The organism is Methylomonas sp. PHL2-19, assembly GCF_059331595.1.
The window spans coordinates 1,814,151-1,833,801 of the sequence record NZ_CP196839.1; the positions used below are offsets into that span (position 1 = coordinate 1,814,151).

Below are 19,651 nucleotides of genomic sequence, written 5' to 3' on the forward strand. Positions count from 1 at the left end.
GTCTTATTTAGCTCGGAGGATGTAATGCGTCGGTCTTTGATTATGGGTAACTGGAAAATGAACGGCTCTCGGGAAGATGGGCAAAAACTTGCTCAAGCTTTGGCTGATGGTCTAGGTGACGTTCAGCAGGAAGTCGCGGTTTGCGTTCCTTTCGTCTATTTGTCAGATATTCGTAGCGTATTGGCTGCATCCCCCATCGCATTGGGCGCACAAAACGTAGCCGACCAAGCTTCCGGTGCTTATACCGGTGAAGTGTCTGCGGCAATGCTGAGCGAAGTCGGTTGCAAATATGCATTGGTTGGTCACTCCGAGCGCCGCAGCTACTACGGCGATACCAACGAGTCGGTTGCCAAACGCTTTTGCCAAGCCTTGAGCAAAGGCGTAGTGCCTGTGCTGTGCGTTGGCGAAACACTGGAAGAGCGCGAGCAAGACAGAACCTTCCAAGTGGTTGACGAGCAACTGGACGCAGTCATTGCCGCCGCAGGCATCGAAGCGTTCGAAACCGCTGTGATTGCCTACGAACCTGTTTGGGCTATCGGCACCGGCAAAGTGGCTACCGACGAGCAGGCGCAAGAAGTACACAAGTACATTCGCCAACGGATTGCCGATAGAAATCCGGTAATCGCGGAAAAAGTACAAATTTTATACGGCGGTAGCGTCAAGCCAGATAACGCAAAAGGCTTGTTTGCGATGCCGGACATTGATGGTGGTTTGGTTGGGGGCGCATCGCTGGATGCAAAAGGCTTCCTGCAGATTTGCCATTCGGTTTAGTCTCATCCGATTAAGGTCTTTATGTTGTACCAAATTATAATAATTATTCACATCTTCCTGGGTATAGGCATCGTTGGCTTGGTCCTGATGCAACAAGGAAAAGGCGCGGATGCCGGCGCGACTTTTGGCGGCGGCGCATCCGGTTCGGTATTCGGCGCGCAAGGTTCTGCCTCATTTTTGTCCAGAACCACCGCTATTTTCGCCACCTTGTTTTTTATTACCAGCTTAGGCTTGGCCGTCTTAAGCGGCTATCAAGGTAAAAAAACCGACGTCATATTGGATTCGACACCTGCTGCTGAACCCGTTAAGTCTGATGTACCGTTAACGCAAGGCATGCCGGCAGACGGCAGTTTGCCGATCCAGGATGCGACTTTGCCTGCAGCGCCGGCTATCAAAGAAGTCGAAAAGCCAGCGGCAAAATAAGTTAGCAACAAATAAAGCCGACGTGGTGAAATTGGTAGACACGCCATCTTGAGGGGGTGGTGACGCAAGTCGTGGCGGTTCAAGTCCGCCCGTCGGTACCATTTGAGAATGCACGGAAGTGCAAAGAAGTGCAAAAACCTGCGAATCTACTGGGTTCGCGGGTTTTTTATTGTGCAGGGAAGTGCAGTGAAATGCAGGGGCATGCAAGCAAAAGTGTGTCATCGAGTGTATCATTCTGAAAAACACCAGTTTGAATGACACACTCGATGACACACTATGGCTGAGAAACTCAACAACGACTTGTTTTACAGGTCTGCCAAACATAAAGATAAGGATTACTTCATCAATGATGGCGGCGGTCTGTATCTCTTAGTCAAATCCAACGGTACAAAGCTTTGGCATTTTATCTTTACCTTCGAAGGCAAGCGGAAAAGACTCTCGCTAGGGGTTTATCCGGATACAGCATTGGGATCGGCCCGGCGTAAATCGGAAGATGCTCGTAAACAAATAGCTGACGGTATTGATCCAGCAGTTGTCAGAGACGATGTCAAGAAGGCCAAGCAGCTTGGAAAGCAGAATCAAGACCGGGTTAAAGGTGGCTTGCCGATACTCGACAGTTTTGCCGATGTCACTCATAAATGGCTTGACTCTATCGCCCACCTAACCAGTCAAACCACCCACACCAAGAAAACCAGCCGTATTGAGCGCCTAAAAGCCAAGGCTATACCTTGGAAGAAAAGGATTTCTTTAAACGGGAAACCTCGCGCTTGCTATGCGAGCTGTTGTATCAACGGGCTTTCGGCGTGGGGCCGAACGGTTACGAGATGCCCGACCTACACCACGCCACGGCGCACGTCATCGGCGTGATCGAGACAGCGCCCCATTAGAGCCAGCCACGGCAAGCCGGCGCCGTTCGGCTTGCTTTTTTCACCCACTTACCGGGAACCTGGAGGACTACAGAATGGATAGAGAACACAAAACAATGAGGCTCGTCGCCGGCAACCATGCCAGGGACAACGCCCAGTTGAACCAATTGCTGAACGACATGCAAGATTTTTTAATGAAGTTACCGGGCGACGATAGCGACGTGAATCGGTTATTGGTCCAACTAAGCGAGTATAAACAGACGCATTTGACCGCCATCGCTTCCGGCCGGCATTCGCCGCTAGCCGGCAACACGGGCTATTTCTAATTGCCAAGGTTGAGCTATGACGGTTAAACAAGATCAAGACGGCACCTGGCGCGTGCAGGTAGACCGTAAAGGCATACCGCGCACGCGGCGCAGCGGCTTTGAAACAAGGGAGGCCGCCGACCTATTCGAGCGCGATTATCTCGCCAAGTATCGCACCAACTACGAGCAGGCGATGGATGAGCGCAGCCTGAAAGAGTTGATCGAGGCTTGGTACATATACCACGGCATCAACTTGGCTGACGCCGAGCGTCGGCGCCGGGTCCTGTTACAGATGGCAATCGATTTAAAAAACCCGATAGCCAGCCAGATCACGGCTGAGCAATTTGTGATGTACCGCTTTCATGTCACGCAAAACGAAGGCGCTGTGTGCTTGAAAACCTTTAATAATCGGCACGGTTATCTAGCCGCCGTCTTCAACCGCTTAAAAAAACTGAAGGTGATTACGTATCAGTCGCCGATTTGCGAGGTGGAGTTTTTCAAGATCCAGGAAAGGCAGTTCAGTTATTTCAGCCGGTCGCAGATCGATGAGTTGCTGGAAACTATCAAGATGTATTCCACAAACCTGAGCACTTGGTGGGTAACGCAAATCTGTTTACGAACTGGGGCGCGATGGGGCGAGGCCGAGAAGTTAAAGCGCAAGCAGGTACATAACGGCCGGATTACTTTCGAATTTACCAAGTCCAGGAAAACTAGAACCGTTCCGCTTGAACCGGCGTTCTTCCATGCTCTCGACCAGTTCGCCGGCTACAAAAATCCGGATGATAGGCTATTCACCAATTGTCTGGGCTCATTCAGGCGGGCAGCCAAGCGCAGCGAGCTGGATTTTCCGCGTGGGCAAAAGTCCCATATATTGCGCCATTCCTTCGCCAGCCACTTTGTTATGAACGGCGGGAACATCCTGAGCCTGCAAAAGATACTTGGTCACGCCGATATCGGTATGACGATGCGCTATGCGCACCTGGCGCCGGACCATTTAAAGGACGCTGTCGCTTTAAATCCATTGGCTAAAGCGGCCTGATCGAGGTCGCAACTTGGTAACGGTCTAGTTGGTCAATTCAGACCGTCCGCCAGTCAAAATTCACTCCTCCTCCCCCGCGCGGTTTTTGCACGAAGTTTGCGCTCTGAATTCGTTCCAGAACCCGATAGCCCGATTGTTGCGGTGGCTTTTCCCAGGTTTAACGGGTAATGCCGGTTTAATCGCACCTCGCCGGCGCCTCCAGGGTTATTTCAGGAATTGAAGATATATGGCGCAAAACGAAAATATCCGCCCGATTATTGGCGGTTTTTTTGGGGTAAAAATCGGCTATCTATTTGTTTTAAATAAAATTTATTCTCATATCAATAGCCGAACCGTTAAAGAGCGATTGCAGCGGCAAGCGCTGGAGACCTTGTTATTCGCCAATCGGCTAAAAAATGATTGGCGAATAGTGGCAATTTGCCTATCAAATGACTTGCCACCATCCGCGAAAATAGTAGGTAAAATGCGGAACAATCGGCGTGATTGTGTCATTTATTATGTCATTCTGGCGGGGCTGTTAAATAATTTGTATAAATATCAATGAGTTATTTTTTAATTCAAGTCCGCCCGTCGTACCAAATAAGGATTTTGAGAAATCCAAAGAAGTACAAAAACCCGCAAGCTATCTGGCTTAGCGGGTTTTTTATTGTCCAACGTAATCCGGCAAGATTTGCCTGTATTAGCTCAGACCTGATCTGACAGTTACCGTTTTTGCGGGGTGTCTGTCAGATTAGATTTGGTTCAGATTTTTTTGAGCCCAAATCTGTTTTCCATCCAGCAAGGTATCCATCGGCGTTCTGCCGTTGCACATTTTGCCCTGATGAGTTCGATCATTGTTGTAATAAACCAGCCATTCGTCCAGATCTTTTTGGAGTTCATCCAGGTCGCTATAGAGCTTTTTGCGGAACGTGACCTGATAGAACTCCTGCAAGATGGTCTTGTGGAAGCGTTCGCAAATCCCATTGGTTTGCGGCGACATGGCCTTGGTTTTGGTCTGGTCGATGTCGTTGATCGCCAGGTATAGCTGATAATCATGCTGTTCGACCTTGCCACAATATTCTGTGCCGCGATCCGTCAGAATGCGTAGAACGGGTAATGCGTTGGCTTCATAGAACGGCAATACTTTGTCATTCAGGATGTCCGCGGCAGTAATCGGCGTTTTGGTGGTGTACAGTTTGCAGTGAGCGACTTTGCTGTAGGTGTCCACGTAAGTCTGCTGGTAAATCCGCCCAACCCCTTTGAGGTTGCCAACGTAAAAGGTATCCTGCGAACCCAGGTAACCGGGATGGGCTGTTTCGATTTCGCCGCAGGCTTGATCATCCTGCTGCTTTTTCTCCAACGCCGCAATCTGCGCATCGCTCAGCATTAACCCTTCGGCGGCTACCTTGGCTTCCAGTGCTTTAAGCCTCTTTTTAAAGTTCTCCAGGTCATGCCCGTAACCAGATGGAGCGAACGCCGCTGCCGGATACGAATACCCCTTGTTTACGCAGTTCATGACTGGTTCGATGCTGTCCATGCGCTGGCCACTCAACCGCATAGGCTTTCACTGCTAGCTCAATGCTTTCATCGACGCGATTCTTCAGATTCGGAGACCGGCGGTTTTTGTCGATTAAGGCATCAATGCCACCTTCGGCCACAAGCTCTTGATAACGATAAAACGTATCGCGCGAGACACCCATCACCTTGCAGGCTCTGGAGACGTTATTCAGTTCTTGGGCTAAATTTAACAGCCCCGCTTTGTGTTTAATGATCGGATTGTTTGTATGGATCATGAGAGTTACCTTTTGTGTTTTGTGTAAGGATTCGACACCCCTATCAAAACCGGTAACTCTCATCTTTTCAAGTCGATGTGTCAGATCAAGTCGTGACTAATACAGATGCGATTATGTTCGCGTTTACCTTGCTGGAGAAGCTGTTGGAACAACCATGGTGAACTTGAATCATGGCATTCTGAAAAAAAATGCCAATTGGCTTGCCTCCCATTATGGAACAACACCGCATAGTCGCCAAAGTCGAAGAACTGATGGCCCTCTGCGACCAACTTAAAGCCCGTCTCGTCGCCGCTAATCAGTTGCAGCAAAAGCTGGCGGATGGGATGGTTGAGCGGGCCATCATGTCGTGATGTATTGCTCACCGCCTGAATAGAAAGCCGCCTTCAGTCATTTTTCAGAGCGTTTATACCCATGGGCCGTCGCTATATCGTCCGCTGAGCCGGCCTGTGCTGGGCGCAGCCGATGTGGCCGGTGTACAAGGCACCCGGCGCGCTGCTCATGAACCATGCCGTATTCCCCAACAAAACCTAAAGGCGCGTGATTGCTGATGCTGTGGATTATTGCGTCCGGCTGTCGGTAATTTGCCACAGATGTGAGAGGTGCCTGCTTGTAAAGTGCTTATGCCGGCAAACAGCAAGGGTTTGCGACCCGACCGATCAATGGTCGCCGTCGGTCAGATTGCAATAGGCATTGCTTTTTGGCTCCGGCCAGCAAACGGAGGCGCTGGCCAAGAGCATCTGCGATTTGAATGGGTGTGCCCAAAACGGCATGCGGATGAACGCTTTGTTTAAACACGGATCGGTTCAAGTCGCGGTTTGGAACCACCTTTTAGCGGTGGGAATTTATTGATATTTCAAAGGAGCCAGTCAAATGAACACGCAAGTAACGCAAAATTTTAGGGTTCTGAATACAGAAGAACTGCAACAGGTAGCCGGCGGTTGGTGCGGAACGCCTTATCCCGGTTTCTGGAAAGGGCCAAAACCCGGTCCGCTGCCCGACTTGTTTAGTGGCGCGGTCAGCAAGCTCTCCACGGTCAGTTTAAACCCGCAGCCGTTGCCACCCGCTGAAATCGGCTTTTTCGCGCAGTAAGCGCTTAAGCTTAGAAGAGCCGGCCTAGTGCCGGCTTTTTTACGTGGCGGCAAGTAAATAAAGGCTGAGTTAGTTTCCTAGAGAAAAAGCCCATGCCGCCAACAACTTGCTTGCTAACGGCATGGCAGGTAGGAGAGGAGTGCAGTGCAGGACGATTTAAACGCTGGCTTGTTTGCGTTTACCCAAGCCCATGACGCCCAGGATGCCGCTTAGAAACAGCCAGGTGGCAGCGGGCAGCGGTACGGCGGCAACGCCGGATACCGAGAAGGCTTGGTTAAACGTGGTGCCGCCGACGATGTCGGTGCCGATTCTCAGCCAGTCAGGGTCCAGGTTGCCGTCGCGTATCCAGGATTGCAAATCCGGCGTGAACGGGCCGCTGCCACCGACGATGGGTTTGGCGGCAGACAACCAGAGGAAATTCCCGTTTTTCAATTCCACCTGCGGCACGAAAAAGTAATGGTCGGCCGCCAAGGAGATGGCGTCGTTAAAATTAATGTCAAATCTTACTTCCTGCCCGGAAACAGCGCCTTCGCCGCCGGTGGTTTGGTTGGGCAGCGGATGAATGCCGTTGATTACCGAGTTGCCGGCCAAGGCGTTGCTGTTTAGCAAGGTGACGCTGTAGCTCAAGGAGTTGTCAGCCGATTCGCGGCCCAAAAACGCCACATCCGAAGGTGAGTTGACGCGGGTAGGCACGCGGCCGGAGGGCGGGTTTACGGAATCCTTACCAAATACCCGGTAGATTTCCACATTCACATTGGCGATGTCACTCAGCGTGGCGCCGTTGGCGAGCAAACCGGTGAACGTGGCCTGATTTAATTGGGTGTGTTGCGTCAGTACGAAGTCGTCGGCTGATTCTATTTCCCGGCTGGTGCCGCCGGCTTGCGCGCCGGTGGCGATTCGGTAATCCGGACCGCCGGTGCTGAACGAGAAGGCTGCGGCGTCGGCGTTGGCGGCGAACAAGGTGGAAACGGCCAAAAAGGGGATTAATTTGCTTTGCATGTCGGTACTCCTAAAAGGGTTAAAGTGCTGAGAATTGGTCTCGGATAAAGAAACTGCTGGCAGCTTCTGTCTCTAACAATGCGAGTAGCGTGCCAAGAAAGTTTTTTATAAATATATGTTTAAAATCATTTAGTTAGGATTTGGTTTTTCCTTGTTTGTGCCGGCGGGTGGGTGCGATGAAAGTTGCAGCAAAGGTGCTGGAAAGCGCTGCGATGCCGGTCATTAAGCGGCGGAGGGCGGTTAACAGAGTGGCTTATTCAGCAACTTTTGTCTCAGGGGGGTAACGGAAAGCTTAAATGTAGCGTGATAATCAAAGAAAAGGCCGTTGATCCAGTACGAAATTTAGCCTTACCGCGATTTCAATCGAGGATAGAATGAAGACCGGATTCGTAAACCACGCTTTGACACACGTAAACATGACGCAGAAAAGTATGGCTGGGCTTTTTTTAGCGGTTGGCATGGGGATGGCCTTAACGATGGCAGCGCGGGCGCAAACCCCGGAACCGCTGGCGCCCTTACCGCTCACAGTGGCTTTAGATGCCCCGCGCGTGGTGTTGGGCCAACGCTTATTTCACGATCCCAAACTCTCCGACCAAGGCCAGCGCTCTTGCGCCAGTTGTCATCCGCTGGACAGCGGCGGCATGGACGGCAAGGTCCGCGCCGCAGCGGCGGACGGGGTGTCGCGGCTGCGCAATACTCCCAGTTTGTTCAACGTGTCGTTCAACTACTTTTTTAATTGGGATGGGGTAGTCACCACACTGGAAGCCCACACCGAAAAAGTCATGCTGAATCCGAAAATCATGAACGCCAAATGGCCGGAGTTGATCGAGCGTTTGCGCGCGGTGCCGGATTATGTCGATGCGTTTAGCCGAATCTACCCGGACGGATTGACCAAAGCCAATGTGGTAGACGCCTTGAGCCATTTCGAACGCAGTTTGATCACGCCCAATGCCCGCTTCGACCGCTTTCTGCGCGGTGAAACCACGGCGCTTGACGCTGACGAACAGGAAGGCTTTCATTTGTTCAAGGCCTTGGGCTGCGTGGCCTGCCATCAGGGCGTCAATATCGGCGGCAATCTATTTCAGAAGTTCGGCGTATTCGGCGCACCGCAAGGGCCGCAAGAGCCGGTGGACGAGGGCCGCTACAGCGTGACCGGCAACGACAGAGACCGCGGCGTGTTTCGGGTGCCAAGCTTGCGTAATGTCGCTGTGACCGCGCCCTATTTTCACAACGGCCGCGCCGCCACCCTGGAAGCGGCGGTGGATACGATGGCCGAGCATCAATTGGGCAAGCGGCTGGCGGCGAAGCAGCGCGATGCTATCGTCAAATTTCTAAAGACATTGACCGGGGAATACGCCGGGAAGGCTTTGGTCGCCAGCCAAGCAGCCAAGCCATGACCGCGATTTCCTGGCGGCCCAGGCTGATCGTCGCCGGTCTGTTGCTGGCCTTGACCTATCTCTGGCTACAAAGCGCCAGTCCGGAACTGGAGCGGCGTAACCGCCTGCAAAGCACGTTGCGTATCATCGAATTGCGCGATGCGGAACTGATGCGCGATATTTTGCTGGCCCGCGCCGGCCTGCTGGCTAACTACGATGCCCTCACCAAAGCTGGCCAGGAACTTTTGCGTTTGACGCAGAGTTTGCAAACCGAATTGCAACCGGCGAATGCTGAAGCGGAGAGGCTCATGGGTACATTGGCTGATCAGCTAACGGCAACAGTGCAGGAACGCTTGGGGCAGATCGAATACTTAAAATCCGATAACGCCTTGCTGCGTAATTCGGTGATGTCCTTCGACGAAATCGGTAAAACTTTGCGCGCTGCCGCGAAGCCGGGTGATGCCGCCAAGCTGGGCAATTTATGGCGCTTGATGTTTAGTTTCATGGACAGCCTGCAGCCGGAATTGGCCGCGGAAATAAAGCAGGAGCTTGACCGGCTGGCCGGATTGGCCGCGCAGTCGGATGACTATCGGGTGCTGATCGCCCACGGCCGGTTGATTATCGAGGTGTCGCCCAAAGTGGATTCGCTATTGCGGCAGATCATCGCCCAGCCCATCGTCAGCCGAGTCGATGATTTGCAACAAGCCCTGCGCCAGTACAGCGGCAGCGTGGAGCAACAAGCCGAAGCCTATCGTTTGGCGTTGTATTTAGTCGCCGTCGTCCTGTTGGCGTATTTGCTGTATCAATTTGTCCTGCTCAGGGCGAATACGCTGGCGTTACGAAAGGCCCACGCCAATTTGCAACAAGAAACCAACGAGCGCTTGCAAGCCGAATCCTGGTTGCGGGAAAGCGAAGCCCGGCTGCGCGCCATTACCGACTCGGCGCATGAAGCGATTGTCTCCGTGGACATGCAAGGCAATATCGTGTCCTGGAACCAAGGCGCGCAACTGATGTTTGGCTTTCCGGCAGACCAAATTCTCGGTCAGCCATTTCAGCAGTTGTTGGCAAACCCGCAGCCGGACTTTTTTGCACAAATCCAGGAAACACAAGGCGCAAATCGACTTAGTAGCCCAATGCGGGAATTGAAAGCTCTAAGGCGGAACAACAGCGCGTTTCCGGTCGAATTGTCGCTATCTAGTTGGACGCGCGGTGCCGAGCGCTATTTCACTGCGATCATCCGCGACATTAGTGCCCGTAAACATTTGGAAGATGTTGCCCGCCAGCAAGAATTGCAACTGATTCAAGCCAACAAAATGACGGCCTTGGGTACTTTGGTATCCGGCGTCGCGCATGAAATTAACAACCCCAATCAACTGATTCTGTTTAATTCCGGCTTACTTGCCGATATTTGGAGCGATGCGCTGGAGGTGTTGGAAGAGCATTATCAAGCGGCCGGCGAGTTTTCCTTGGGCGGTTTGCCTTACAGCGAAATGCGTAGTAGTGCGGCGGTGTTGATCCGCGATGTCAGGGATGGCGCCAAACGCATCGAACGCATCGTCGCGGAACTGAAAAATTATGCCCGCCCGCCCAGCAGCGAGGCTCCGGTATCTTTCGCGATTAACGACGTGGTGGAGCGGGCGCTGGCTTTACTGAAGCATTTAATCGAACAAAAAACTCGGCATTTCAAAACCGATTTGGCCGAGGGCTTGCCGGAGCTGCGCGGCAATCCGCAGCAGGTGGAACAGGTGCTGGTCAATCTGTTGATCAATGCCCTGGAAGCACTTCCGGACCCGGAGAAATCGGTCAGCGTTACCACCAAGCTACTGAATGACGGCCGGCAGTTGGGTGTGGAAGTTCGAGACGAAGGCGTCGGTATCGCCGCCGAACATATCCAGCAACTGTGCGACCCGTTCTTTACCACCAAGCAGGCTAATGGCGGCACCGGTTTGGGTTTGGCGATCAGCGCTTCATTGCTGCGCGCCCAAGGCGGTAGCTTAAGTTTTTCATCCGAGCCGGGGCAATGCACCTGTGCGCGGGTTATTTTTCAGGTTAATCCGGGGCCGGCGATGGCAGCGAATCATGCAATGTAAAGATCTGGGCAAGCTGCCTATCTTGTTGGTGGACGACGAAGCGCAGTTGTTGCACAGCGCCAGTTTGGTGTTGCGTAGCGCCGGTTTTTCCGAGGTGCTGACGCTGGACGACAGCCGGACGGTATTGCCGTTGCTGGCAAGCCGGCCCATCGGCGTAATCGTGCTGGATTTAACCATGCCGCATCTGTCCGGCAAGGCTTTATTGGAACAGATCGCCGCCGAGTATCCGGAAATTCCGCTGATCATGATGACCGCCACCAACGATTTGCAGATTGCTGTAGAGTGCATGCGCAGCGGCGCCAGCGATTATTTACTCAAGCCGGTCGAGCAAAGCTGTCTCGTGGCAGCGGTGCGGCGGGCGGTGGAAAGCCGGGTGCTACGCGCGGAATTTTTGTCGCTGAAAGAGCGAATGCTCACCAACAGCCCGCACGAACCCAGCGCATTTGCCGACATCGTCACGCAAAGCCCGGCCATGTTTGCCATCTTTCGTTACATCGAAGCCATTGCCGCCTCCCCGCAACCGGTGTTGATCACCGGCGAAACCGGGGCCGGCAAAGAGTTGATCGCCCGCGCCTTGCATCGCTTGTTCGGGCGCGCGGGTGATTTGGTGGCGGTCAACGTCGCCGGACTGGACGACACGCTGTTTTCCGATACGCTGTTCGGCCATGCCAAGGGCTCGTTTACCGGCGCGGAACGGGCGCGCGACGGATTGCTGGCCAGCACTGGCGAGGGAACGCTGTTTCTGGATGAAATCGGCGACCTCAGCATCGCTTCGCAGGTCAAGCTATTGCGTTTATTGCAGGATGGTTCGTTTTATCCGATAGGTGCGGATCGGCCCCGGCAGAGCAGGGCGCGCATCATTGTGGCGACCCATTGCGATGTCAGACGGCAAGTCGAACTCGGCAGTTTTCGCAAGGATTTATATTTTCGCTTGCGGACCCATCATATCCAACTGCCGCCGCTCCGCGAACGCCGGGAAGACCTGCCGCAACTGACGCTGCATTTTGTGGAGAAAGCCGCCGACAGCCTGGGCAAGCCTGCACCCAGCGTGCCGCCGGCGTTGTTTCAGTGGTTGCATAATTACTCGTTCCCCGGCAATATCCGCGAGCTCGAAGGCATGGCCTTCGATGCGGTGGCTCGTAGCCAGGGCGGGGTACTGTCCTTGCAGAGTTTCAAGGAGGCCATTGCCGAGCAAATGCCGATGCCCGGCGATGCTAGTGTCATGGACGGGATGTCTGCCTCGTCCGGCAGTTTTCCGGAGCGCTTGCCGACTCTGAAGGAAGCCGAAGAGTCGCTGATTGCCGAAGCTTTACAACGCGCCCAAGGCAATCAAGGGGTCGCCGCCGGTTTGCTGGGTATTAGCCGGCAAGCACTCAACAAGCGGCTGATTCGCCGCGACGCGGAAAGCTTGTGAGCCGGTAGCTTTTTTGTTCGGGCGGTATAGATGCCGCCAGACGCCATCGAATTTAATACAACAACGCCAAGGAGAGCCAAGCGTGGCTTTAATATCTTTACGACAACTTTTGGATTACGCGGCGGAACACAGCTTTGCCGTGCCGGCTTTCAACATCAGCAACATGGAGCAAGTGCAGGCCATCATGCAGGCGGCCGATGCTTGTGACAGCCCGGTAATCATGCAAGGTTCGGCTGGGGCTAATCGCTATGCCGGCGAAGTGTTTCTGCGGCATTTGATCTTGGCTGCCGTCGAGCAATATCCGCATATTCCGGTGGTGATGCACCGCGATCACGCGCCATCGCCGGACATTTGCGCCCAGGCTATTCAATCAGGATTTAGCTCGGTGATGATGGATGGCTCTTTACTGGAGGACATGAAAACCCCGGCGTCTTTTGCCTATAACGTCGAGGTGACCCGCCGCGTGGTCAATATGGCGCATGCCTGTGGCGTGTCGGTGGAAGGGGAGATCGGTTGCCTGGGTTCGTTGGAAAATCAGCAAGATGCGGATCACAGCCGCTTGCTGACCGACCCCGACGAGGCGGTGGAATTTGTCAAGCAAACCCAAATCGATGCGTTGGCGGTGGCCATAGGCACCAGTCATGGCGCGTATAAATTTAGCAAGCCGCCGACGGGTGAAGTGTTGGTAATCAGCCGCTTAAAAACCTTGCAACAGCGTCTGCCGAATATGCATTTTGTGATGCACGGCTCCAGTTCGGTGCCGCAAGACTGGCTGCAAGTCATCAACGAACACGGCGGCAATATTCCGGAAACCTATGGCGTGCCGGTGGCGGAAATTGTGGAAGGCATTAAATACGGGGTACGCAAAGTCAATATCGATACCGACTTGCGCATGGCTTCCACCGGCGCGATTCGCCGCTTTGTCGCCCAACCGGAACATGCCGCGGAATTGGATGCTCGCAAGATTTACCAAGCCGCCAGAGATGCGATGCAGGCGCTTTGCCAGGCGCGTTACGAAGCATTCGGTTCGGCTGGACATGCCGGCAAGATTCAAGTGGTGCCATTAAGCCGGATGGCGAAAAGCTATTGTTGAGATAGGCAAACGCCGAGCGGATTTTTTGCAAAGGTGCCTATGATGTTCTGAGCATCGAATGCCGTGCTTGCCTATCCTGCGGGCTTGTCGTTGGCAATTCCGTAAAGCCCAACTGGGCAGTTCCGACAGAAATCCCGCCTTAACCTCCGCTATTTTCATTCGATGTAAGACTAAAAAAATAATTATCTTAATAATGCTACAATTCGCGGCCGATTAGGTTTGTCCGAAAGTGAGTCCTTTATTTTTTATCCGTGAGAACGGGAACGGGCTACAGCGTAGTCATTAGGAGGAAATGTGAGAGTTTTGGCTATTGTGTTAATTGCATCGCTGGTATGCGTGATGGGTGCTTGCAGCAAGGCGAATCAGATCAATGCCCGGAGTTTACAGACTGCGCAGAAGTCGGTTTTTTACATCAAAGAACATTTACCGGAAGCCGAACGTATGCCGTTTGAGGTTTCCTATTGGTTATTGCGCGAGCAAATCAAGAATAACGATGAGTTCTTGCAACTCATCGACGGTAAGACTTCAAAAGAGTTGATCGATCTGGGCAAGGAAAATTTTACGAAGCGAAAAGCGGCCGGCGACAAGGAATATGCCCGTTACGAGAATTGGGAGCAGATGATTGCTAAGTCTGCGCAACAACGCAACGCTCAAGAAACCGCCGACAGCGCCGATCCGCGCGACAAAAAGGATTACCCCCGCGTCGACTACAAAATGCACGCGATGTAACTCACGCATTTATGCGTCTGCTACTGGTCGAGGACGATCCGGCCTTTGCTTTGCCGCTGGCGGCTGATTTGCGCGGCGCCGGCTACGTCGTCGATACCGCAACCGACGGTGCGCAGGGCGAGTTCCTGGGTGCGACTGAGCCCTACGATGCCGCGATTCTCGACTTGGGCTTGCCCAAGCTGGCCGGCCTGGAAGTACTGAAATGCTGGCGCGACGCCGGCAACCATATGCCGGTGATTGTCCTGACCGCCCGCGATGCGTGGCACGAAAAAGTCGACGGCTTTAAAGCCGGTGCCGACGACTATGTCTGCAAGCCCTTCCACTCCCAAGAATTGCTGGCCCGCTTGCAGGCGGTGCTGAAGCGAGTGCACCATTTCAACCAAGCCAAACTAAAGCTGTTCGGCGTCGAACTGGACGAAGACGAACAAACCGCCATGGTTGACGGCGGCGAAGCTCAACCGCTGACGGCCATCGAATTCAGGCTGTTACGCTATTTCATGCTGAATGCCGGGAAGGTGTTAAGCAAGGCGCAACTGGGAGAACACGTCTACAGCGAATCCACAGAACCCGACAGCAACGTGCTGGAAGTCTATGTCAAACGCCTGCGTAAGATTGTCGGCGCCGATTTGATTCATACTCGGCGCGGCCAGGGCTATCTGTTCGGTCTCAAGCCGTGATGTCCTTACGCAAGCGCCTGGGCCGCGGCCTGATCGCGGTGCTGGGGGCGATTTTTATCCTGCACTGGATCGCTGCCGACTGGATCATCCGCAGCGCCGCCGAAAAGCAAATGGCTAACCGTCTGGCCGACGACGGTTACTCGCTGCTGGAGTCTCTGGCCTACAGCGACGCCGACCAAGTTGCTTTCAATAGTTTCCATATCAGTTCGGTCTACAACCGCCGGTTATCCGGCCACTATTACTTAGTCAAGATCGATACCCAGGCTTACCCGTCGCCGTCTTTGCTGGATTTTCCGTTGGCGGTCGAGGCCGTCGGGCCTGAGCAGTCGATGCTTTACCATGCGGCCGGACCCGAGCAAACGCCGCTGCTGGTCTTGACCTTGGGCGCGGTCCGTTTCGGCCATCGGATCAACATCAGCGTGGCCGAAGACCTGTCGGCAGTCGACCATGACATCACCTCCATTCGCGTGGCCTATTTGGGTTTGACCTTGCTGATATTATTCAGCGCCATCGGCTTGCTGCGCTGGGACATCCAGCGTGCGCTGCGTCCGCTGGCCACGGTGCGTTCCGAACTGGAGCAGGTGGCCGGCGACGGCAGGCAACATATCGGCAGCGAGGTACCGGCCGAAGTCCAGCCGCTGGTCGAGGAAATCAACCATTTACTGGAATTGGTAGCGCGCCGCTTGCAACAATCGCGCACCGCGATGGGCAATCTGGCGCACGCGCTGAAATCGCCGATGGCGCTATTGTTAAGAACCGGCGAAGACCCGCATTTCGATAGCCGGCCTGACTTGCGGTCGCGCTTGGATGAGCAAAGCCAAGCCATCCGCCATTGCATCGAACGCGAGTTAAAACGGGCGCGGATCGCCGGCGACCAGCAGGCGGCGCCGGGCTTCAACCCGCATGGCGAAATCATCGCCTTGAAAAAGACCCTGCGGACGATTTACGCCGGCAAGCCGCTGGACATTCAAATTACCGCGCCCAAGCAACTCCTGCATTTCGACCGGGAAGACATGATGGAAATTCTCGGCAATCTGCTGGATAACGCCTGCAAATGGGCGAAGCAGCGGATTGATGTCGAATTGGCGCTGGAAGGCGGGGTGGTGATTCGGGTCGCCGACGACGGCCCCGGTTGTCAAAGCGAAGATCTGGCCTACCTGACTCAACGCGGCCGGCGCCTGGATGAGTCGGTGCAGGGCCATGGCCTGGGTCTTGGTATCGTGTCGGACATCGTCAACACCTACCATGGCGCAATATATTTTGGCCGCAGTAAGGTTCTGGGCGGCTTTTTGGTAACGGTGAGTTTGCCGTTGCATCGCTAAAACCGGATTTAAAGCGCCGGGATTTTCAGTTTCGATTCAGCAGGCTTGGTTACATTGCGCCCCGGCATTCAGTTTCGGCCTGCCGGGGTTTGGATGCGCAATTAATCAATATTCAATCCGAAGTGAATCATATGCCCAAACAACATGGATTATTGCCGGCTTTGCTAGCGGGTCTGATGGCCGGGAGCGTGGCGGCGGTCGAACCCGAAGCCCATTCGCCTTCAGCCGAGAATGCCGTCGACACGCTGACTAGCGTCGAAGTCGAAGAAAGCGTCGAGAAAGCCGCGACCTTTTCCGGTTCGACCTCGGTGATCGACAAGCAAACCTTGGAGCGCGACCAAGTCTTTACCGTCAATGAAGCCTTGCGCAAGGCGCCCGGGGTGTATGTGCGCGACGAGGAAGGCTTTGGCCTGCGGCCGAATATCGCCTTTCGCGGCCAAAACCCGTTCCGTTCCACCAAGGTGTTGTTCCTGGAAGATGGTATCCCGTTCAACTTCGCGCCCTACGGCGACAACGACATCTACTACCATCCGCCGATTGAGCGCTACGACGGCATCGAGATTTACAAGGGTGCCGATTTGACTCAATTCGGCCCGCAAACCATCAACGGTGCGGTCAATTATCTGACCCCCAAAGTGCCGACCACTCCCGGCGGTTTCGTCAGCTTTACCGGTGGCAACCGCGATTACCTGAACGGTCACGCCCGTTACGGTGGCATGGCCAAGAACGTCCAGGGCCTGGATGCCATCGGCGGTGTAGTCGATTACATCCACAAGGAAGGCATGGAAAACCGCGACAATACCTTTGCCGTGGTGGACGACGCCAACTTAAAAAGCATCATCGACTTCGACGCCCGTAATCGCTTGACGCTGCGCGGCGATTTCTACCACCAGGACGAACAAGGTGCGGCCTTCGGTTTGACCGATGCCGAATACCGCAATCTCGGCGCGCGTTACAATCCGGACAAAAACGCCAATTTTACCAATGACCGCTGGTCAACCTCGGCCACCTACGAGCACAGTTTTAATAACGACGTGACGTTGGAAACCAGTTTTTACTGGTCGGCGTACGAGCGCAACTGGTGGCGACAGCAGAATGAATTTCCGACCGAGAACCAGTGCGTTGGGCGAGGCATCCCCACTTATGTGCAAGACCGGGAGAACGGTTTTCCGGTCGATATGGATTTGTGTAATTACAACTCCGGCCGGTTGCGTAACTACGAAACCTGGGGCGTGGCGCCGACCTTGCATGCCAAACACGATTTGTTCGGCATCGAAAGCCAATTGGACGCCGGTTTTCGAGCGCATTTCGAGAATCAATATCGGCGCATGATTCGCGGCAGTACCGCGGATGCACGCGACGCCAGCAATCCCAACGGCGGCAATTACGGTCAACTGACCGAGAATAACGAACGCTTTGTCGACGCCTATTCCGGCTTTGTGCAGAACAAATTCATCTGGAACGATTGGACCTTCACGCCGGGCGTGCGCGTCGAATCGGTCAGCTATGAGCGCAAGAATTTGCTGAACGGCACGCAAGGCCAAAGCAGCCTGACCGAAATCCTGCCGTCGTTCGCGATGACGTATGCGCCCATCGATAGCGCCGAGCTGTTTTTCGGCATTCACCGCGGTTTCGCGCCGCCCCGAGTGGAGGACGCGGTTTACAACGATACCGGCGGTTCGGCCGAAGTCGGCGCCGAGATCAGTTGGAACACCGAGTTCGGCGTCCGGGCCAGACCGGTGCGCGGCGTCAAAACCGAGCTGACCTATTTCCACAACGACTTCGATTCCTTAACTGTACTGGGCACGGTCGGCGGCGGCACCGTACCGGTCGCGCAAGGCAAGGCCTTGTATGAAGGCATTGAACTTATGGCGCGGGCCGACTTCGGCGATGTGTTCGACTGGACCCATAATCCTTATGCGCAGATTGCCTACATGTGGCTGCCGACCGCCGAGACCACTGCGGCCTTCCGCTGCGTGCCGTTGTCCAGCGGCGCCTATCCGGCGAGTTGCCCCGGCGGCCATGTGTTCGGTTCCGCGCCCGGCAAGCGCGCGCCGTATGCGCCGGAAAGCCTGTTGACCGCGACCTTGGGCTATTCGCATCCGACCGGTTTCGATGCCCACTTGGAAGCAGCCTTCGTCAGCGAGCAATACGCCGATTTTCTGAATCTGGACAGCGGCGTCGACCATCCCAACGGCCCGACCAGCAGCGCGGCTTTGGGTGGCAGCTACGGCAAGATCAACGACTATGTGGTGGTCAACTTCGCCAGCTCCTACAAGGTGCGCAAGGACTTGACCCTGTTCGTGTCGCTGAAAAACATGCTGGACAACACCTACATCACCGACCGGGTGCGCGGTATTCAGTCGGGCATGTCGCGTCTGGTGCAGGCAGGGTTTAAGTACGAGTTTTGAGAGGCAGGGTTTTTTATTTTAATTTGGTTATGAAATATTTTTAATTCGTCTTATTTCTGCTACGATGGCGGCGTTTCTATAAAAATTCCTCAACCTTGCCGCTATCGGAGACAGAAGCATGACGCAACAATTATTACGACGGTTTTTAGTTGTAATGCTGGCGTCTGTGTCAGCTGTGCAGGCGCACCCGTTGCATTGGGCCGAAGAATCGGTCGGTTTTGGCAGCGGTTTGCTCCATCCTTTTTCCAGTTCCGATCACATCTTGACGATGCTCGCGGTAGGCATGTGGATTTGCCGGACAGGTAGCGGCAAATCGTTTGTTTGGCAGGTGTTATTGTTCTTGTGCATGTTGTTGCTGGGCGGCGGTTTGACCCTGATCCCGTTGGAGATTGCCCACGCTGAAACGCTGATGTATGCGAGCGTGCTGGTTTTGGGTTTGCTGTTGGCGTCGGGACGCAAATTGCACTGGGTTTTTTCGTTGCTGCTGATTGCTGCCGTCGCGGTGTTTCACGGTTATGTGCACGCTTTGGCTATTTGGCTGGATGTTGAAGCGCTGGGCTATACGGCCGGCTTCGCTTTGGCGACTTCAAGTCTATTGGCAATCGGCGTTGCCGTAAACCTGGGTATCTTGATGTCACTGGCTAAGCTGGCCGGCCGGATGCCCCAATAAATAGCCACGCCAAGCACTCGAAAATAATTTCAACCACAGGAGTCGCCCGCTCAGTAGCGTTTAATCTCAGATCAGGACAATTTGCTTTACCCGTTACATTTCATTTTAACTAAGAGGAAACACATGACATTAAAGAAAATTTTTATCGCATCAACTCTGCTGGTTTCGATTCTGGGCTTTTCCAGCGTGACATACGCAAAAGAAGTCCACAAAACCGTGCCAGAGGTGTTGAAAGAAGTGGATGCGCATATGCAAGCCGCTTTGGATGCGATTCCGTCCGCTGATTCGACAAAAATAGCCACGTTGATCAAGGAAGCGTCACAAAGCGCCAGCGAACTTAGCGCCAACTATAAATTCGAATTCGAACGCGACAAAGTAGTTTTGAAATTGAAAAAAGCCAGAGAATTGGCTAAAAAGTCGGATTTTGCTGCGGCAGAACAAGAACTTAAAGAAGCCAGAGAAGGCTTTGCCGGTCTGACAAAATTCCAGTAATGGCATTTTGACAACACAAATACTTCATGTATGCAGTTTGGGCAGCTTAGGCTGCCCTTTTTTTTTGCGCGGAAGAAAATACCGGAAGTCGCCGCCGACTGGGTCGGCGTGGA

At 54.0% G+C, this 19,651-nt stretch carries 19 protein-coding genes, 1 tRNA gene and 1 pseudogene; 19 read left to right on the forward strand and 2 right to left on the reverse strand.

The genetic code is table 11. The annotated features are described in order from the left end of the window. Positions 1-24: 24 nt before the first annotated feature. From tpiA to ACR02O_RS08655, 7 genes are all read left to right on the forward strand, one after another. A complete protein-coding gene (tpiA, locus tag ACR02O_RS08625; RefSeq protein ID WP_205451076.1) occupies positions 25-771 on the forward strand; it encodes a triose-phosphate isomerase in 747 nt (248 codons plus the stop codon). 21 nt (positions 772-792) lie between these two features. After that, complete coding sequence (gene secG / locus ACR02O_RS08630) at positions 793-1,194, forward strand: preprotein translocase subunit SecG (RefSeq protein ID WP_171696150.1); 402 nt, start codon at positions 793-795, stop codon at positions 1,192-1,194. A gap of 16 nt (positions 1,195-1,210) precedes the next feature. Further along, positions 1,211-1,295, forward strand: a tRNA-Leu gene (locus ACR02O_RS08635). Positions 1,296-1,470: 175 nt separating this feature from the next. Beyond that, positions 1,471-2,061, forward strand: coding sequence for an Arm DNA-binding domain-containing protein (locus tag ACR02O_RS08640; RefSeq protein ID WP_494523205.1), 591 nt, complete (start codon positions 1,471-1,473; stop codon positions 2,059-2,061). Positions 2,062-2,155: 94 nt separating this feature from the next. Beyond that, positions 2,156-2,386 carry a hypothetical protein gene (locus ACR02O_RS08645; protein WP_129871378.1) on the forward strand — a complete coding sequence of 77 codons (231 nt, stop codon included), beginning with the start codon at positions 2,156-2,158 and terminating at the stop codon, positions 2,384-2,386. Between the two features lie 16 nt (positions 2,387-2,402). Further along, positions 2,403-3,404 carry a phage integrase gene (locus tag ACR02O_RS08650; protein ID WP_494523206.1) on the forward strand — a complete coding sequence of 334 codons (1,002 nt, stop codon included), beginning with the start codon at positions 2,403-2,405 and terminating at the stop codon, positions 3,402-3,404. A 226-nt stretch (positions 3,405-3,630) separates the two neighbouring features. Continuing rightward, positions 3,631-3,948, forward strand: coding sequence for a hypothetical protein (locus tag ACR02O_RS08655; RefSeq protein ID WP_494523207.1), 318 nt, complete (start codon positions 3,631-3,633; stop codon positions 3,946-3,948). A gap of 186 nt (positions 3,949-4,134) precedes the next feature. Here the strand turns inward: ACR02O_RS08655 and ACR02O_RS08660 are convergent. Continuing rightward, positions 4,135-5,176: pseudogene (locus tag ACR02O_RS08660) on the reverse strand (IS481 family transposase). 188 nt (positions 5,177-5,364) lie between these two features. On the opposite strand from ACR02O_RS08660, the gene ACR02O_RS08665 reads away from it, so the two are divergent. Together ACR02O_RS08665 and ACR02O_RS08670 are read left to right on the forward strand one after the other, a co-directional pair. Continuing rightward, a complete protein-coding gene (locus ACR02O_RS08665) occupies positions 5,365-5,526 on the forward strand; it encodes a hypothetical protein (RefSeq protein ID WP_494523208.1) in 162 nt (53 codons plus the stop codon). 520 nt (positions 5,527-6,046) lie between these two features. Next, positions 6,047-6,265 carry a bacteriocin gene (locus ACR02O_RS08670; RefSeq protein ID WP_494523209.1) on the forward strand — a complete coding sequence of 73 codons (219 nt, stop codon included), beginning with the start codon at positions 6,047-6,049 and terminating at the stop codon, positions 6,263-6,265. A gap of 156 nt (positions 6,266-6,421) precedes the next feature. On the opposite strand, the gene ACR02O_RS08675 is transcribed toward ACR02O_RS08670, so the two are convergent. After that, positions 6,422-7,264 (reverse strand): PEP-CTERM sorting domain-containing protein, encoded by an 843-nt coding sequence (locus ACR02O_RS08675; RefSeq protein ID WP_101054810.1) that lies wholly within the window; start codon positions 7,262-7,264, stop codon positions 6,422-6,424. Positions 7,265-7,695: 431 nt separating this feature from the next. On the opposite strand from ACR02O_RS08675, the gene ACR02O_RS08680 reads away from it, so the two are divergent. From ACR02O_RS08680 to ACR02O_RS08725, 10 genes are all read left to right on the forward strand, one after another. Then, positions 7,696-8,661 carry a cytochrome-c peroxidase gene (locus tag ACR02O_RS08680; RefSeq protein WP_494523210.1) on the forward strand — a complete coding sequence of 322 codons (966 nt, stop codon included), beginning with the start codon at positions 7,696-7,698 and terminating at the stop codon, positions 8,659-8,661. Continuing rightward, positions 8,658-10,730: a DAHL domain-containing protein gene (locus tag ACR02O_RS08685; protein ID WP_494523211.1), complete on the forward strand. Its 2,073-nt coding sequence runs from the start codon at positions 8,658-8,660 to the stop codon at positions 10,728-10,730. Before ACR02O_RS08680 ends, ACR02O_RS08685 begins: the two co-directional genes overlap by 4 nt. Further along, positions 10,720-12,144, forward strand: a complete 1,425-nt coding sequence (locus tag ACR02O_RS08690; RefSeq protein WP_494523212.1) for a sigma-54-dependent transcriptional regulator — start codon at positions 10,720-10,722, stop codon at positions 12,142-12,144. The genes ACR02O_RS08685 and ACR02O_RS08690 overlap by 11 nt, the downstream gene beginning before the upstream one ends. A gap of 82 nt (positions 12,145-12,226) precedes the next feature. Further along, positions 12,227-13,237 carry a class II fructose-bisphosphate aldolase gene (fba, locus tag ACR02O_RS08695; protein WP_494523213.1) on the forward strand — a complete coding sequence of 337 codons (1,011 nt, stop codon included), beginning with the start codon at positions 12,227-12,229 and terminating at the stop codon, positions 13,235-13,237. A gap of 294 nt (positions 13,238-13,531) precedes the next feature. After that, a complete protein-coding gene (locus ACR02O_RS08700; protein ID WP_033155594.1) occupies positions 13,532-13,966 on the forward strand; it encodes a hypothetical protein in 435 nt (144 codons plus the stop codon). An 11-nt stretch (positions 13,967-13,977) separates the two neighbouring features. Beyond that, positions 13,978-14,643, forward strand: coding sequence for a response regulator transcription factor (locus ACR02O_RS08705; protein ID WP_101054822.1), 666 nt, complete (start codon positions 13,978-13,980; stop codon positions 14,641-14,643). After that, positions 14,643-15,965 (forward strand): sensor histidine kinase, encoded by a 1,323-nt coding sequence (locus tag ACR02O_RS08710; protein WP_494523214.1) that lies wholly within the window; start codon positions 14,643-14,645, stop codon positions 15,963-15,965. Before ACR02O_RS08705 ends, ACR02O_RS08710 begins: the two co-directional genes overlap by 1 nt. A gap of 131 nt (positions 15,966-16,096) precedes the next feature. Next, on the forward strand, positions 16,097-18,376 hold the full coding sequence (locus tag ACR02O_RS08715) for a TonB-dependent receptor family protein (RefSeq protein ID WP_033155798.1): 2,280 nt from the start codon (positions 16,097-16,099) through the stop codon (positions 18,374-18,376). A gap of 118 nt (positions 18,377-18,494) precedes the next feature. Then, entirely contained in the window at positions 18,495-19,046 is a 552-nt protein-coding gene (locus tag ACR02O_RS08720; RefSeq protein WP_051669675.1) for a HupE/UreJ family protein, read from the forward strand. A 123-nt stretch (positions 19,047-19,169) separates the two neighbouring features. Continuing rightward, on the forward strand, positions 19,170-19,538 hold the full coding sequence (locus ACR02O_RS08725; protein ID WP_033155591.1) for a hypothetical protein: 369 nt from the start codon (positions 19,170-19,172) through the stop codon (positions 19,536-19,538). Positions 19,539-19,651: the final 113 nt, after the last annotated feature.

Coding starts and splice junctions, on each gene's coding strand:
- ACR02O_RS08685 (WP_494523211.1), top strand. CDS start 8,658: ATGACCGCGATTTCCTGGCGGCCCAGGCTGATCGTCGCCGGTCTGTTG.
- ACR02O_RS08680 (WP_494523210.1), top strand. CDS start 7,696: ATGGCTGGGCTTTTTTTAGCGGTTGGCATGGGGATGGCCTTAACGATG.
- ACR02O_RS08670 (WP_494523209.1), top strand. CDS start 6,047: ATGAACACGCAAGTAACGCAAAATTTTAGGGTTCTGAATACAGAAGAA.
- ACR02O_RS08665 (WP_494523208.1), top strand. CDS start 5,365: ATGCCAATTGGCTTGCCTCCCATTATGGAACAACACCGCATAGTCGCC.
- ACR02O_RS08650 (WP_494523206.1), top strand. CDS start 2,403: ATGACGGTTAAACAAGATCAAGACGGCACCTGGCGCGTGCAGGTAGAC.
- ACR02O_RS08640 (WP_494523205.1), top strand. CDS start 1,471: ATGGCTGAGAAACTCAACAACGACTTGTTTTACAGGTCTGCCAAACAT.
- ACR02O_RS08715 (WP_033155798.1), top strand. CDS start 16,097: ATGCCCAAACAACATGGATTATTGCCGGCTTTGCTAGCGGGTCTGATG.
- ACR02O_RS08725 (WP_033155591.1), top strand. CDS start 19,170: ATGACATTAAAGAAAATTTTTATCGCATCAACTCTGCTGGTTTCGATT.
- ACR02O_RS08655 (WP_494523207.1), top strand. CDS start 3,631: ATGGCGCAAAACGAAAATATCCGCCCGATTATTGGCGGTTTTTTTGGG.
- ACR02O_RS08710 (WP_494523214.1), top strand. CDS start 14,643: ATGTCCTTACGCAAGCGCCTGGGCCGCGGCCTGATCGCGGTGCTGGGG.
- secG (WP_171696150.1), top strand. CDS start 793: ATGTTGTACCAAATTATAATAATTATTCACATCTTCCTGGGTATAGGC.
- tpiA (WP_205451076.1), top strand. CDS start 25: ATGCGTCGGTCTTTGATTATGGGTAACTGGAAAATGAACGGCTCTCGG.
- ACR02O_RS08645 (WP_129871378.1), top strand. CDS start 2,156: ATGGATAGAGAACACAAAACAATGAGGCTCGTCGCCGGCAACCATGCC.
- ACR02O_RS08675 (WP_101054810.1), bottom strand. CDS start 7,264: ATGCAAAGCAAATTAATCCCCTTTTTGGCCGTTTCCACCTTGTTCGCC.
- ACR02O_RS08720 (WP_051669675.1), top strand. CDS start 18,495: ATGACGCAACAATTATTACGACGGTTTTTAGTTGTAATGCTGGCGTCT.
- ACR02O_RS08705 (WP_101054822.1), top strand. CDS start 13,978: ATGCGTCTGCTACTGGTCGAGGACGATCCGGCCTTTGCTTTGCCGCTG.
- ACR02O_RS08690 (WP_494523212.1), top strand. CDS start 10,720: ATGCAATGTAAAGATCTGGGCAAGCTGCCTATCTTGTTGGTGGACGAC.